Here is a 14,857-nt window from a genome sequence, read left to right as displayed (position 1 = left end):
GCACTGGAAGGCGGTTACCGGGACCTCCTTGCCTGACTGGCCTCGATCTTTCGTGACGGTCCGTCGGTTTCGCCTGGCGGGCCGATTCGGATTGTCGGGATGCTGGTGGGCGTTTCTGTGTCCGCCGGCCAAGTGCAACGCCGGGCCGTGGTCCCGGGGCTGCTTCTCCGTGGAGGGCGAGGCGGTGTGCGCCTTCGCCGCGCTCTTCCTCAACGGCCGGGGCCGGCGCCGACGTTGTGTCGGTGCCGGCCCCGGCTCGTGTGTGGTGGTCCGTCAGATACCGTTCGTACGCAGGCTGTTGACCGCCTCCCAGAGCATCCGGGGTGTCCGGAACATGTCGACGACCTGGAAGTCGTCGGGGAAGACGATGTCGTAGAGCTGCTCGACGGCGACCATCAGGCCGACGGTGGCCATCGAGTTGAGCCCGGCATCGGCGAGGGGGACGTCCGGTTCGAGCTCGCCCTCGAAGGAGGAGGCGGCGAGGACGTCACGCAGGAGGCCCTCGAAGCGGTCGTCCCACGGCAGTTCGTCCGTCCCGTCGGCGGTCGGCGTGGCGGACGGCTCGGGCAGGCGGTCCTCGTCGACCGTGCCGGACGCGGTCAGCGGCCACTCGTCGAGCACGACCAGCGCGTCCGGGATGAGGTGGCGGGGCAGCCTGCGCTCGGCGAGCGACCGGCGCACCTCGTCCGGGGTGAACTCCTCGGTCGCGGTGCGCGCGTAGCCGATCAGCCGTGGGCCGGCCGGGTCCTGGCGGACCACCACCCGGCAGTCCCGCACCGAGGGGTGCAGTCCGAGCAGTTCGGCGGTCCGGTGCGGGCTGCCGACCGGGCCGAGCGGCTCCAGCCGCCCGCTGCGGCCGAGCCGGGCCAGCCGGCCCGTGGGGTGGGGCGGGCTGCCGGGGGCAGGGGCGTCCGCGTCCGGGTCTTCGACGCAGAGCTCCCCCACCACGCCGACCGGCAGCCGGCGCAGCCGGTCGTCGGCGATCCGCAGGGCCAGGCCGCGCCCCGGCCTGCCGTCGAAGGCGACCGGGCCGATCAGCCCGTCACCGCCGAGGACGTCGATCACCCTGGCCCGGGAGCGCAGGCCGGCCGCCGGGGCGGGGCCGGCGTGGACGTCGCCGCCGAGGAGCACGGTGACCGGCCGCGGGGCGGGGTCGAGGACGCGTTCCGCGACCAGCGGGGTCGTCCACAGGTGCGTCACCTGCCCGCCCGCGATCAGCTCCCGCATCTCGGGGACCGACTCGGGCAGCGGGGCGGAGGTGAGGACGGCGCAGGCCCCGGAGGTGAGCGCGGCGAGCACTTCGACCAGCCCGGCGGAGGTCACCGGCGGCGCGGCGCAGAGCCAGGACGAGCCCCGGCCGGAGCCGGCGCCGCGCGCGTCGAGTTCGGCCCGGACGCGGTGCAGGGCGCGGGCGAGGGCGCGGTGCGTCACCGCCGTGTCGGGGGTGCCGGCCGTGCCGGGCAGGACGCAGGCGGTGTCCCCGGCGATCACCGAGGGCTGGGCGAGGACGGGCAGGACGGGTAGGGCAGGGCTGCCGGAGGCGTCCGGCGCGAGGCCGAAGGAGGCGCCGAGGCGCCAGACGGCGAGTACGGCGGCGACCGTGTCGGGCCCGCGTTCGGGGGCGACCGCGACCAGCGATCCCGGGCCGACGCCCCGGTCGCGCAGGCCCCGGGCGATCTCCTCGGCCCGGGCGTCGAGTTGCCGGTAGGCGGTGACCCGGTCGCCGTACCGGAGCGCGGGGGCGTCCGGGTGCTCGGCCAGGGCGCGGGCGAAGGCCTCGGTGACGGTCTCCGGGCGGCTGTCCGTCCGGTCCTTCGCGAGGCCCATCGTGAGGCCCTTGGTGAGGCCCTTGGTGAGGCCCTTCGTCAGGGCGTCGGCCGGGTCGCCGGCCGGGACGCCGGCCTGGGCACCGACCGGGTCCGTCGTGCGGTCCAGGACCCGTAGGCTCTCCCGCTCCCGGGCCGGCAGGCAGTCCGCCCGGGCGTCGCCCTCCGGGCCGAGGGCCATCCGCTCCAGGACCGTCCGGTAGAGGGCGGTGAGCCGGACGGCGGCGGCCCGGCTGAGCCGGTGGCTGGTCGTGTTGAGCTTGAGGATGCCCGAGATGGTGAAGACGTGCAGCGCGAACTCGTTGTCGTTGTCGTTGTACGTCGCGTCCTCGTCGATCAGGCTCTTGTCGACCTGGCGGAAGTCCAGGTAGTTGAAGAAGACGTCCAGCAGCCGGCCGCCGGGGCCGAACTCCTGCTGGATGACCTGCATCGGGAAGACCCGGTGCGGCCAGAGCCCGGTGAGGCCGTCGTAGACCGCCTTGACCAGCCCGCCCCAGGTGCGCGCCCCGGTCGGCATCGCGAACGGCAGCGTGTTGAGGTACATGCCGAGGACCCGGTCGGCGCCGAGGACCTCGGGCCGCGTGTCGCAGACCAGCCCGGTGTAGAAGTCCTCGGTCGCCGCGACCGCGCTCATCACCTTCATGTGGGCGGCCAGCAGCACCGCCTTCATGGAGGTGCCGGTCTCGCTCGCCAGCCGGCGCAGGTCGTCCTCCAGGTCGCGGAAGTCCAGCATGTGCTGGTACCGCTCGCGGGCGAGCGCCCGGTCGCCCTGCCAGGCGGTGGGCACGGCGGTGCCGGTCCGGCCCTCGACGACGCCGCGCCAGTAGGCGCGGTGCTCCTCCGACTCGCGGGCCGCCGCCTCGGCGGCGACGTGGTCCGCGTACCGGAAGGGCACCGGCTCGGGCTCGGCGGGGGTGCGGCCCGCGCGCAGCTCGTAGTAGCCGGTGAGGATCTCCATCAGCATCGTGTGGAAGCTGAAGCCCTCCAGGATGGGGTGGCACTCGGTGATGGTGATCCACCACTCCTTTGCGTCCTCGGCGCGGTGGCCGTGGACGCGGATCAGCGGAGCGGCGGCGGTGTCCATCGGGTTGCGGCGCTCGCCGGCCGCGTACTCCTCCAGGGCGGGCCGCCAGCCGCCCGGGCCGAGGACGCCGTGGTCGGTGACGCCGACGTCGATCCGGGCGGTGCGGTGGACCAGTTGGAGCGGCACCGAGTAGCGGTTCAGGTCGAAGCCGGTGCGCAGCACCTCGTGCCGGTCGACGACCAGTTGGGCGGCCTGCTGGAGGGCGGCGTGGTCGAGCGGCTCCTCGTCGCGGACCAGGTAGGAGGTGGTGTCCTGGTAGGTGTTGACGTCGGGCCGGGCCCGCAGCTCGATCAGCATGCCGAGCTGGGTCGCGGTGAGCGGGTAGGCGTCCACCGTGCCGGGCGGCAGGGCGGCGCGGTCCTCCGGGGACAGCTGGGCGAAGGGGGCGAGCGGGACGGGCAGGTCGGGCCCGGTGCCGGCGGTCTGCCCGGCGCACCACTCGGCCAGTTCCTCGATGCTCTGGTAGGCGAAGATGTCGGTGGCCGACACCTCCAGGCCCTCCGCGCGGAGCCGGCCGGAGAGGGCGACGGCGCGCAGCGAGTCCCCGCCGACGTCGAAGAAGTTGTCCTGCGGGCCGACGGCGTCGAGTTCCAGGACCTCGGCCCAGATCCGGTGCAGCGTCTCGGTGAGCGCGGCCGTGGAGCGGGTGACGCCCGGGGCCGGGGCCGGGACGTCGTCCTGTTCCGGGGCTGCGGCCCGGTCGGGGGCGCCGGGCTCCTCCCAGGACCGGGTGAGGGGTTCGCCGACGGCCGGGAGCGGCGCGAGCGGCGCCAGCGGGTCGCGGACCAGGGTGTCGAGCAGCGGCTCCCAGGCCGCGGCCCAGCCCTTGACGGTGGCCTCGTCGAGCACCGCTGCCGCGTACTCCAGCCGGACGACGAACCGCCCGTCGTCGACGGCGGCGACGTGCATGTTCAGGTCGAACTTGGCGTCGGGGGCGACGCCGGAGCCGGTCCGCTCGACCGTCAGGCCGGGCAGCCGGAAGCCGCCGTCCTCGCCGGCCGCCTCCATGTCGAAGGCGGCCTGGAACAGCGGGTTGCCGTCGAGGCCGCGGGCCGGGTTCACCTCGTCGACCACCCGCTTGAACGGCACGAAGCGGTGGTCGAAGGCGTCGAGCACGCCCTCGCGGATCCGGGCGACCACGTCGCTGAAGGTCTGTCCGGCGGTGTGCCGCGACCGGACGACGACCGTGTTGACGGTGTAGCCGAGGAGTCCGTCCAGGTCCGGCGTCCGGGTCGAGACGGGGAGCCCCACCGCGACGTCGTCGCTGCCGGTCAGCCGGGCGAGCATCACGTGGTAGGCCGCCAGCAGCACCATGAAGGGGGTGGCCCGGCCGGCCGAGGCGAGCGCGCGGATGCCGGCGGCGGTCTCCGGCGCGACCGTCAGCTCGACCAGGCCGCCGCGCCGGTCGGCGCGGGCCGGGCGCGGCCGGTCCAGCGGCAGCGGCAGGTCCCGGACGTCCTTGAGGGTGTCGCGCCAGTAGGACAGGTGCGGGCGGAGCGCGGTGTCCGTGGTCCGCGCCCGCTCCCGCACCGCGAAGTCGGCGTACTGGACGGACGGTTCGGCGAGCCCGGCGGGCGTCCCGGTGCTCTCCTCGCCGTAGAGCGCGGCGAGCTCCGCCACGATCACCTGGTAGGAGTCCTCGTCGGCGGCGATGTGGTGGATGTTGACGACCATCAGGTGGACGTCCGGCCGGACCGCGATCAGGGTGACGCGAACCGGCTGGTGCCGGGTCAGGTCGAAGGGCCGGCGCCGCTCCCACTCGGCGATCTGCCCGGCGCGCTCCTCGCGGTCGGCGGCCGGCTCCTCGGCCAGGTCGACGAGGCGCAGCGCGAACGGCCCGGGCGGGTCGACGACCTGGTGGGGCTCGTCGTCGATCTGCCCGTAGCGGGTGCGGAGGATCTCGTGGCGGGTCACCAGCCGTTCCCAGGCGCGGCGCAGCGCCTCGGTGTCCAGCGGCCCGGTGAGCCGGAGCGTCCAGGTCATCAGGTAGGCCCGGCTGGTGGGGGCGAGCTGGTGGAGCAGCCACATCTGCTGCTGGCCGGAGGAGAGCGGCAGCGGGCGGCTGCGGTCGGCCCGCTCGATCGTCCGCCGTCCCGGTGCCGGTGCGGCCGCCATCACGTGTCCTTCCCGTTCGAGTCGGCGTGCCGGTCGGACGCCTGCCGGTCGGCGGCGTCCTGGGCGTGGGTGTCCGGGGCGTGGGTGTCCGGGGCGTGGGTGTCCGGGGCGTCGGCGGACTCCCGGAGGAGTTCCTCGACCTCCCGGACGAGGTCGGTCACCGTGGGACGGTCGAAGAAGGCCCGCATGGACACCTCCACGCCGAAGGTGGTCTGGATGTTCCAGAGCAGGCGGGCGGCGAGCAGCGAGTTGCCGCCGTGGGTCATGAAGTCGTCGTCGGGGCCGACGTCCGGCAGTTCGAGCAGTTCTCGGACGAAGCCGAGGATCGTCTCCCGTCCGCCGGCCGCGGTGTCCGCGGCCGTCCCCGGCTCGGCCGCCGTCACCCCGGGTACCGCCGTCGCCTGCGCCGACTCCGTCATCTCCGTGCTCTCCGTGGTGTTCGTCGGGTCCGTGTCGTCCGTCCGGTCCGGACGGGACGGGAAGGTCGCGCCGACGGCCAGTCCCGGGTCGGCGGCGAACCGCTCGGCCAGGTCGCGCAGCCGCCCGGCGAGCTCGGCCGCCACCGCCTCGTCGTAGAGCGCGGAGGAGTACTCCAGTGCTCCCCCGTAGCTCCCGTCGGGGTACGGCCAGAGCGTGAGCGCGAGGTCCGTGCGGGACACCGTCCAGGCCTCGCCGAGCAGTTCGAGGTCACGGCGGCGCGGGACCTGGCCGATCGCCTCGTCGCCGGTCAGCGCGAAGAGGTTCTGGAACAGCGGGGTCCGGGAGAGGTCGCGGGCCGGGGCGACGGCCTCGGCGACGGCCTCGAAGGGGGCCGCGTGCCGGGCGAAGGCCTCCCGGCAGGTCTCCTCGACCACGGCCAGCGCCTCCTCGAAGGGCAGGTCCGGGGTGAGCCGGGGCCGCAGGACCACGGTGTTGAGGAAGAGGCCCACCACGCCGTGCAGTTCGGGGCGGACCCGCCCGGCGTGCGGCGAGCCGGTCCCGAAGTCCCACTGGTCGGCGGCCCGCGCGAGGGCGACCGTCCAGAGCGTCAGGAAGACCACGTACGGGGTCGCCCCGGTCCGGCGGCCGAGCGCGACCAGTGCCTCCACGGACGGCGCGGGAAGGTCGACGACCACCCCGGTACCGTCGATGCGGCGCTGCTCCGCGCGCTCGCGGGCGGTCGGGAGTTCCAGCGCGGGCAGGTCGGCCAGGGTCTCGCGCCAGTAGGCGAGCTGCTCCTCCAACAGGTCGTCGGTCAGCTGCGCCCGGAGCCAGGCGGCGGCGTCGACGTACCGCAGCGGCGGCTCGGGCAGGGCCGGCTCGCGGCCCTGCCCGAGTGCCGCGACCGTCTCGCGCAGCTCCTGTTCGAGCAGCCGGGAGGACCAGCCGTCGCCGATGATGTGGTGGCAGACCAGCAGCAGCAGCTGCTCCGGCCCGCCGTCGCGCAGCAGGGCGGCCCGGAACAGCGGTGCGGTCGCCAGGTCGAAGCCCTCGCCGAGCTGTTCGGCGACGAGTTCGGCGACCTGGTCGGGGGGCGTCTCGACGGTGCGCAGCTTGACCGGGGCGGCCGCCGCGGGCTCGACCACGGCGGCCAGGCCCCGGCCGTCCATCACGTAGCGGGTGCGCAGCACCTCGTGCCGCTCCACCAGCCGGGCGAGCGCGTCCTCGACCAGGTCGGCGGGCACCTCGGCGGGCAGCCAGACCAGGATCGGGAGGAGGTACTCGCGGCTCCGGGGGGCCATCCGGTCGAGGACCCAGAAACGTTCCTGCGCGTGCGAGAGCGGCAGCCGGGCGCCGGGCGCCAACGCCTCGATCGGCTGCGCGGCGGAGGCCCGGGAGAGCAGTCCGGCCTGCTGCCGCGCGGTCGACGCGTAGTGCAGGTCGCGCAGCTGCACGTCCAGCCCGGAGGCCCGGGTGAGCGCGGCGGCGAGCCGGGTGAGCATCAGCGAGTGGCCGCCGAGGCGGAAGAAGTCGTCGTCGAGGCCGATCCCGTCGGTGTCGAGCAGTTGCCGCCAGGCCGCCAGCACGATCCGCTCCTCGGCGGTGTGCGGTGCCGGGGCGACGGGCTCGGCGACGGGCTCGGCGGCGGGGTGGGTACCGGGGAGGGCGGCCGGGCGCGGGGCCGGCAGCGACCAGTCGGGTTCGGGCAGCCGGGCCCGGTCGGTCTTGCCGCTGCTGGTGCGGGGCAGCGCGTCGGTCTCGGTGACCAGCGCCGGGACGAGCGCGGGGGGCAGCCGGTCGCGCAGGTGGGCGACGAGGTCCGCGGCCGCGCCGCGCCGCGAGGTGACCACCCAGGCCGCGAGTCGCCGGGTGCCGTCGGGTCCGTCGACCGCCCGGACGGCGGCCTCGACCACCTCGGGGTGGCTCTCCAGGGCCGCCTCGACCTCGCCGGGCTCGATCCGGATGCCGTTGACCTTCACCTGGTCGTCGGCCCGGCCGGCGAACTCCAGGGCGCCGTCCGGGCGGCGGCGGACGAGGTCACCGGTGCGGAACATCCGGGCCCCGGGCGGGCCGGCGGCGTCCGGCAGGAAGCGTTCGGCGGTGCGGGCCGGGTCCCCGTGGTAGCCGCGGGCGACGCCGGGGCCGCACAGGTAGAGCTCGTACAGCGGTTCGCCGGGAGCGGCACCGCCGTCCTCCCCGCCCGGCTCACCGGCGTCATTCCGGTCCTGCTCAACGGCGCCCTGCTCACCGGCGCCCTGCTCAACGGCGCCCTGCTCACCGGCGCCGCCCTCCGGGGGGAGGAGCAGCACGCGGGCGTTGTCGATCGGCTCGCCGATCGGGACGGCCCCGGTGAGCTGCGCGCGGTCGTAGCGCTGCGCCAGGGCGTCGATGGAGCACTCGGTGGGCCCGTAGGTGTTCCAGATCTCCACGTCGACCTGGGCGAGCACGCGCCGGCAGAGTTCGGCGTGCAGCGGCTCGCCCGCCGAGCAGACGGTCCGCAGGGTCGTGCAGGAGGCGAGGTCGGGCTCGGCGGCCAGCAGGCGCAGCATCGTGGGGACGACCTGCACCACGGTGGCCCGCTGTTCGCGGATCGAGGCGACGAGTTCGGCGGGGTCGCGCCCCGCGTCGGGGCGGCCGAAGGTCACCGGGGCCCCGCAGACCAGCGGGCCGAAGATCTCCCAGCCGGCCGCGTCGAAGGTGAGCGGGGTCTTCTGCAGGACCCGGTCGTCCGCGCCGAGGCCGAGGGCCCGGACGCCCCAGCGCACCCGGTTGGCGATGCCCGCGTGGTCGACGACGACGCCCTTGGGCGCGCCGGTGGAGCCGGAGGTGAAGATCACGTAGGCGGCCCGCCGACCGGTGGCGGGCAGCGGCGGGGTGTCCGGGTCCCCGGTGGCGAGCAGGTCGTCCACCGGGTGGGCGGTGGTCGCCGGGGCGAGCCCGGCGGCCCGGTCGGCCCACGTCCGGTCGACGACCGTGAGGCTCGCCCCGGCCGCCTCGACGACCTGCCGCAGCCGGGCGGGCGGGGCGAAGGGGTCGAGCGGCAGGTAGCAGGCACCGGCCAGCCAGACACCGAGCAGCGTCTCGACCAGCCGCGGCCCGGGGGCCATCAGGACGGCGACGACCGACTCGGGTCCGGCGCCGAGCCCGGCGAGGGCGCCGGCGACCCGCCGGGCCGAGCGCTCCAGCTCGCGGTAGGTGAGCTTCTCCCCGGTCCCGGCGAGGACCGCGGGGGCGTCGGGGTGTTCCCGGGCGCGCTCCAGGAAGAGCTCCGGCAGCAGGCGGTTCATCGGCTACCTCGCCTCGCTCTGCGCGGCGGGCCGCCCGCCGCGGACGCTGAGCGGACGCAGGTCCGTCCAGACCGCGGTGATGTGGGCCAGGCACTGCCGCCGGTCGCCGGAGAAGCCGGCGGCCCGCCAGCCCTCCGGCGGCTCGCGGTCCGCGTCCCAGATCGAGTACTGCTCCTCCTGGTTGACCACTACTTGGTACGTCCTGTCCGCAGCCGTGTCGCTCACCGGATCCTGCTTTCCTGAGTGCTTCGGGTACGTGGGGTGGCGGGTCGCGGGCCGGTGGCGGCGGCGCGACTCCGCGCGGGTCAGAGGCCTGCCTGCAGCGCGCGGGTGTCGACCTTCCCGTTGGCGGTCAGCGGGATCCCGCCGACGACCCGGAACTCGGCGGGCACCATGTACGCGGGCAGGTCCCCGGCCAGGTCGGCCCGGACCAGGGCGACGTCGACGGCGGCGCCCTCGGCGGGCACCAGGAACGCGGCCAGCCGCGGGGCCCCGGAGGACCCGGGGACGGCGATCACCACGGCCTCGCCGATCTCGGGGCGCCGCTGCAGCACGGCGCGGATCTCGCCCGGCTCCACCCGGTACCCGCGGATCTTCACCTGGTGGTCGGTGCGGCCGAGGAACTCCAGCTCGCCCCGGCGCCAGCGGCCCCGGTCGCCGGTGCGGTACAGCCGTGCCCCCGGCGCCCCGTAGGGGTCGGGCACGAAGCGCTCGGCGGTGAGCGCGGGGGCTCCCAGGTATCCCCGGGCCACCCCGGCACCGCCGACGTAGACCTCGCCGGGGACGCCCTCGGGGACGGGTTCGAGCCGGTCGTCGAGGACGTACATCGTGGTGTTGGGGATGGGGCGGCCGAGCGGGACCAGGCCGTCGGCCGGCAGCTCCGTGATGATCTGCCCGGAGTTGCCGACGGTGATCTCGGTCGGGCCGTACTCGGTGGCGACCGGCGTGCCGCCGGGGCCGGCCAACTCGTGCCAGCGGCGGGCGAGTTCGGTCGGGAACGCGTCACCGGCGGCGATCACCAGCCCGGAGAGGCCGTGCGCCTCCTCGGGTTCGAGGTCGGTGCTCAGCAGGTTCAGGTGGCCCGGTGTCATCTTGATGAAGCTGTAGGGCGCGCCGTCGACGAGGAGCGCGCCGAGGTCGGCCGGGTCGAGCGGGTCGGGCAGCAGGTCCACCCGCTGCCCGACGACCAGCGGCGTGTAGAGGCTCGGGACGCCCAGGTCGAAGCCGATCGAGCTGAAGTGCGGCGAGCCGCCGGTGCCCCGGGCGGCGTACTCCAGGGCCGTCCAGAGCACGTAGTTGGCGAGGCCGGCGTGGTGCACCATGACGCCCTTGGGCGCGCCGGTCGACCCGGAGGTGTAGATGACGTACGCCAGGTCGGCCGGGCCGGAGGGGGTGTCGACGAGGTCCGGCGGCAGCTTGTCGATCACCGCGTGGTCCCGGTCCAGCAGGACGAACGCGCCGTCGTCGAGGCCTTCGGCACCTGCGCCGTCGGTGCCGTCGGGGCCGTCAAGGTCGGCCGCGGCAGGGCCGTCGGGGCGGTCGGTCCCCTCGGGGCCGGCGAACAGCGGGCGGTGCTCGGAGCGGGTGACCACCAGCGGACAGCCGGCGGCGGCGACCATCCCGCGCAGGCGCTGGGCGGGCAGGTCCGGGTCGAGCGGGAGGTAGGCCGCGCCGGTCTTCCAGACCCCGAGGAGGGTCGGCAGCAGGTCCGCCCCGTGCCGGAGGCAGACGCCGACCAGCATGCCGGGGCGCGCGCCGCGGGCGAGCAGGTGGCGGGCCACCCTGCTGGAGCGCAGGTCGAGTTCGCGGTAGCCGAGCGTCCTCCCGTCGGCCCGGACGGCGGGCGCGTCGGGTGTCCGGGCCGCCTGCCGCCGGAAGAGTTCGAGGACGCCGACGGGTTCGCGCGGGACGGTCCGGCCGAGCGCCCAGCGGCGCAGCACGGCGTGCCGTTCGCCGTCCGGCAGGACGGCGGCCACCGCGTCGCCCTCCGGCGCCGCGGCCATCGCCTCCAGGACCCGCCGGTACATCACGGCCAGCCGGTCCAGGTCGGCGGCGGACAGGTGGCCGTCGGCCCGCAGGACCAGGGTCCGGCCGTCGACGCCGACCCGCAGCCCGTGGCGGTGGGCCGGGTCGCCCGGCTCGTCCGGCTTGCCGAGGTCCGCCGCGTCGGCGGCGAACAGCACGTGGTCGGTGAGCGGGGCGGTCCCGTCCTCCGGCACGGCGGCCGGCGGCAGGGCACGGACGGCGGCCGCGACCAGGCCGACCAGGTCCCGCCAGGTCCGCGCGGCGCCCGGTCGCACGGTGAGGCTGCGCACGCCGGGGCCGCGCACCTCGGCACCCTCGCCCTCGCCCGCGCCGCCGCCCTCACCCTCGCCGCCCCAGAGCACGTCGGTGCTGAACTCGGCTTCCTCCACGAGGGAGTTGAGGACCTTCACGTGCGCCGCCGCCGGCACGGCGAGCGGGTCGGCGCCCGCCTCGGCGGCGAGCGCGTCCAGGGCCTCGGCCAGGTCGTCGAAGCGGACCTCGGCCCGGTGGGCCGTCGCCTCCGCCCGGTCCGCGCGCCACGCGCTGGGCAGCCTCAGGTCTCCGGCGCTCACGCCGCGTCCTCCCGTTCCAGCAGCCGCCGGGCGATCCGCCCGATCAGCGGGCCCGCGTCGTTCAGGATGTAGTGGCCCGCGTCCAGCAGGTGGAGGGTGAACTCGCGGCTCGTCTCGGTGCTCCACGCCGCCATCGACGGGGCGCTCACGAACTCGTCACGCCGGCCGCCGACGACGGTGACGGGCACCTCCAGCGGCGGCCCCTGGGTGTACTCCAGGGTCTCGACGACCTGGTAGTCGGCCCGGAGGATGCGCTCGAACATGGCCATCAGGTCCTGGTCTTCCAGGACCTGTTCGGCCATGCCGCCGTACTTGACGACCCGGGCCAGCAGCTCGGCGCGCGGCAGCCGGTGCAGCGGCGGGTCCTCGACCGTCCGCACCCGCGGCCCCTCGGCGGAGGAGACCACCAGCTCGGCCGGCGGGGGCGCGCCGACGGCGGCGAGCCGGCGCACCAGCTCGGTGGCCGGGACGCTGCCGGAGCAGTGGCCGACCACCACGTACGGCAGGTCGAGCAACGGCGCGAGCTGCGGCAGGAGTTCGTCGATCAGGGCGTGCCCGTCGGTGAGCAGCGCCTCCCGCACCCGGTTCTCGCGCCCGGGCGGCCGGACCGCGCAGAGGTCGGCCTCCGGCGGCAGGTGGTCGAGCCAGGGCTTGAACGCGGCGGCGCCGGCGCCGACGTGCGGGAAGCAGACGATTCGCAGCGCGGGCCGCTCGGGGGGCCTCAGCCGGGCGATCACCCGGTTCGCCGCTGCACTGGTGGTACCGCCGTTCATACGTCGAGCGCCTTCCTCATCGTGGCGGCCACCTGCGGGTCGCGGATGACGGCCAGGGGGGATTCGAGCCCGTGGTCGAGCCGGTGGACGCCCGGCGGCTCGGCCGCGTCCGCCCACGCCCGCTCGGCCGGATGCGGGTCCGTGCCGTCCAGGAACAGCACCGCCGGGCCGTCGTACGGCTCGTACGCGTAGGCCCGGACGGCCAGGTCGAGCCGGGCCCAGGCCAGTTGGAGCCGGGGGAGGTCCCCGGACCGGACCTCGTCGCCGTACCAGTCCTCCTCGCCGATCCGGTCGTGGATCTCGGCGAGGGTCTCGTCACCGGTGAGCCCGAACCGCCCGGCGAGCAGTGCCAGCCGCCGGCCGAGCAGTTCGTCGAGGGCGGCGGGCGGTTCGCCGGGCACCGGCCCGGCGGGCGGGCCGACCAGGGCCAGCAGCGCGACCTCGGCGCCCTCGCCGCGCAGCCGGCGGGCCAGTTCGAAGGCGACCACCGCGCCGTGGCCGAAGCCGGCCAGCCGGTAGGGCCCGTCCGGCCGGCGGTCCCGGAGGTCGGCGAGCAGCCGCTCCGCGACCTCCCCGACGCTCCCGAACGGCGGGACCGGGCCGTGGGCACCCGGGAGGGCGTAGCCGTGGGCGGCGCGGCCGGTCCACTGCGCGACCGCCGCGCGCTCGGCCGGGGCGTGCCGGTCCGAGTGCACGACGAACAGCGGCCCGGCCGGGTCGCCCTCGGCGATCGGCACCGGCCGGGTGTCCGCGGCGGTCCAGGCGGGTGCGGACACCGCGGCGGCGGCCGCGGGATCGAGGGCGAGGACACCGGGCGGGACGGCCGGTGTGCCGCGCGGTGCGGCGCCGCCCAGCGTCAGGTGCTCGGCCAGCCGGGCGGGCGTCGGGTGGCGCAGCGCCGCCGAACTCCGGAGCTTCAGGCCGCGTTCCCGGGCGGCGGCGACGATCGCGGTGATCGCCAGCGAGTCGCCGCCCAGGTCGAAGAAGTCGTCGTACGGCGAGACCCCGTGCCCGAAGTGCGCGCTCCACAGCTCGCACAGCAGGCGCTCGACGGCGCGGCAGCCGAGCGGGGCCGCGTCGCCGGCGCGGCCGTCACGGCGGGCGTCCGCCGGTGGGGGCGGAGGTATTCGGGTCCGAAAGTTCGGCTGCACGGCAAGGCTCCGTCTCCTGGATCGAGCTTGCCGGAAAGCTTGCTTTCCGCGCCCGCCCCAGGACAGGCATCCGGCAGGCAAGTTACCCGCCCCCAATTGCCGGTTGGCTGCCTGGAGACCGTGCGACGTGCCGGGAAAGAATCGCCGTCGGTCGCCGCACGGCGATTGTGCATTCCGCGGCGACTCTCATCCGAGAGGACAGGCCCCGGTCGCCTCAAGGGTATTCCGACGAGGAGAACCAGCGTGACCTCAACCATGGCGAGCACCAATACCGACCACCGCGGAGACACCTCCGTACTCGAACTCACCGGCGGCGAGCGGGCCGAACTGGAGGCGCTGGCGCAGCAGCTGGCGCACACCGGCCCGGGGCTGGTCGACGACCCCGGCTGGCAGGCCGCGGCCCGTACGGAGAGCTGCCGGCTGCCCGGCCGGCTGAGCCGTGCGGTCCGGACCTTCCGGCACGACGCGGGCGCCGCGGGAACCCTGACGATCAGCAACCTCCCGGTGTCCGCGGAGGCGTTGCCGCCCACCCCGACCGTGCCGGACTCGGTGGAGCGCCGGACCACGGTCCCGGCCGCCCTGGCCGTCCTGCTCGGCAGCGAGCTCGGGACGGTCATCGCCTACCGCGACGAGAAGTTCGGCGCACTCGTCCAGAACGTCGTCCCGGTGCCCGCGCTCGCGGGCTCCCAGAGCAACGGCGGCTCGGTGCAGCTGGAGTTCCACACCGAGAACGCCTTCCACCCCCACCGCCCCGACTACGTCGGGCTGTTGTGCCTGCGCCCCGCGCACGAGGACCAGGTCGGCACCCAGGTCGCCTCGATCCGGCACGCCCTGCCGCTGCTCGACGAGGAGGCCGGGGCGGTCCTGCGGGAGGCACGCTTCATGACCGAGGCGCCGCCCTCCTTCCACGCGGCGGGGCTCTCCAGCCCGCACCCCGTGCTCGGCGGCGCACCGGAGGACCCGGACATCTGCGTCGACTTCCACGCCACCCGGGCCCTGGACGAGCGCGCCGAGAAGTCCCTGGCGCAGCTGCGCGAAGCACTCGTCGAGGTCCGGTCCGACGTCGTGCTCCGCCCCGGGGACATGATCTTCGTGGACAACCGGCTGGTCGTCCACGGACGGGTCGCGTTCTCGCCCCGCTACGACGGCAACGACCGCTGGCTGCACCGCGTCTTCGTCCACCTGGACCACCGCCGCAGCCGCCGGCACCGGCCCGACAACGGGGCCGTGCTGACCTGACGGCACCGACGCCCGGGCGAGCCCGGGGGCCGTCGGGGCCGTCCCCGGCCGGTACCGGGCTCCCGCCGGGGACGGCCCGGAGCCCGCCACCGGCCGGGGCCGCACGGCCCACGGCACACGGAACACGGACCACGGCCCACCGCCGGACCGCCTCCGACCACGGCGAATAGCCGTTCCATACCGCCCCCATACCGCCTCCGAATCAGGCGTTCCTAGGTTCGGGACCGCCGACGGGACACCGGTCGCCGCTCTCCGGACCCACCCCGGCCGCACCACCGGCCGGGCCCGGGCGCGGCACCGGACGGCGCGGCGCCCCGCCGGTCTCCCTGACGACCGCCCGGGGCGCCGCACCGCCACGTCACCGT

The 14,857-nt window shown here is 75.8% G+C and carries 7 protein-coding genes; 1 reads left to right on the top strand and 6 read right to left on the bottom strand.

Annotated features, from left to right (window positions below; all coding sequences use genetic code 11):
* Positions 1-273: 273 nt before the first annotated feature.
* From AC067J_RS15520 to AC067J_RS15495, 6 genes are all read right to left on the bottom strand, one after another.
* On the bottom strand, positions 274-5,025 hold the full coding sequence (locus tag AC067J_RS15520; RefSeq protein ID WP_478299362.1) for a condensation domain-containing protein: 4,752 nt from the start codon (positions 5,023-5,025) through the stop codon (positions 274-276).
* The gene (locus AC067J_RS15515) at positions 5,025-8,732 is read right to left on the bottom strand and encodes an acyl carrier protein (RefSeq protein WP_478299360.1); all 3,708 of its coding nucleotides are present in this window, start codon (positions 8,730-8,732) and stop codon (positions 5,025-5,027) included. Before AC067J_RS15515 ends, AC067J_RS15520 begins: the two co-directional genes overlap by 1 nt.
* Positions 8,733-8,735: 3 nt before the next feature.
* A complete protein-coding gene (locus AC067J_RS15510) occupies positions 8,736-8,957 on the bottom strand; it encodes an MbtH family protein (protein ID WP_478299358.1) in 222 nt (73 codons plus the stop codon).
* An 80-nt stretch (positions 8,958-9,037) separates the two neighbouring features.
* Positions 9,038-11,329, bottom strand: a complete 2,292-nt coding sequence (locus AC067J_RS15505) for an amino acid adenylation domain-containing protein (protein ID WP_478299356.1) — start codon at positions 11,327-11,329, stop codon at positions 9,038-9,040.
* Positions 11,326-12,102, bottom strand: a complete 777-nt coding sequence (locus AC067J_RS15500; RefSeq protein ID WP_478299354.1) for a thioesterase II family protein — start codon at positions 12,100-12,102, stop codon at positions 11,326-11,328. The genes AC067J_RS15505 and AC067J_RS15500 overlap by 4 nt, the downstream gene beginning before the upstream one ends.
* A complete protein-coding gene (locus AC067J_RS15495) occupies positions 12,099-13,253 on the bottom strand; it encodes a thioesterase domain-containing protein (RefSeq protein WP_478299352.1) in 1,155 nt (384 codons plus the stop codon). Before AC067J_RS15495 ends, AC067J_RS15500 begins: the two co-directional genes overlap by 4 nt.
* A 243-nt stretch (positions 13,254-13,496) precedes the next feature.
* Here AC067J_RS15495 and AC067J_RS15490 point away from each other — a divergent pair, with 243 nt between their 5' ends.
* Positions 13,497-14,492 (top strand): TauD/TfdA family dioxygenase, encoded by a 996-nt coding sequence (locus AC067J_RS15490; protein WP_478299350.1) that lies wholly within the window; start codon positions 13,497-13,499, stop codon positions 14,490-14,492.
* The last annotated feature ends 365 nt before the right edge of the window (positions 14,493-14,857 follow it).

The organism is Kitasatospora sp. NPDC042419 (assembly GCF_056437345.1).
This window is presented reverse-complemented; position numbering and strand designations above follow the sequence as displayed.

Bases quoted from the DNA above. Each gene is read 5' to 3' on its own strand.
- AC067J_RS15520 (WP_478299362.1), bottom strand. From the start codon at position 5,025: ATGGCGGCCGCACCGGCACCGGGACGGCGGACGATCGAGCGGGCCGAC.
- AC067J_RS15500 (WP_478299354.1), bottom strand. From the start codon at position 12,102: ATGAACGGCGGTACCACCAGTGCAGCGGCGAACCGGGTGATCGCCCGG.
- AC067J_RS15515 (WP_478299360.1), bottom strand. From the start codon at position 8,732: ATGAACCGCCTGCTGCCGGAGCTCTTCCTGGAGCGCGCCCGGGAACAC.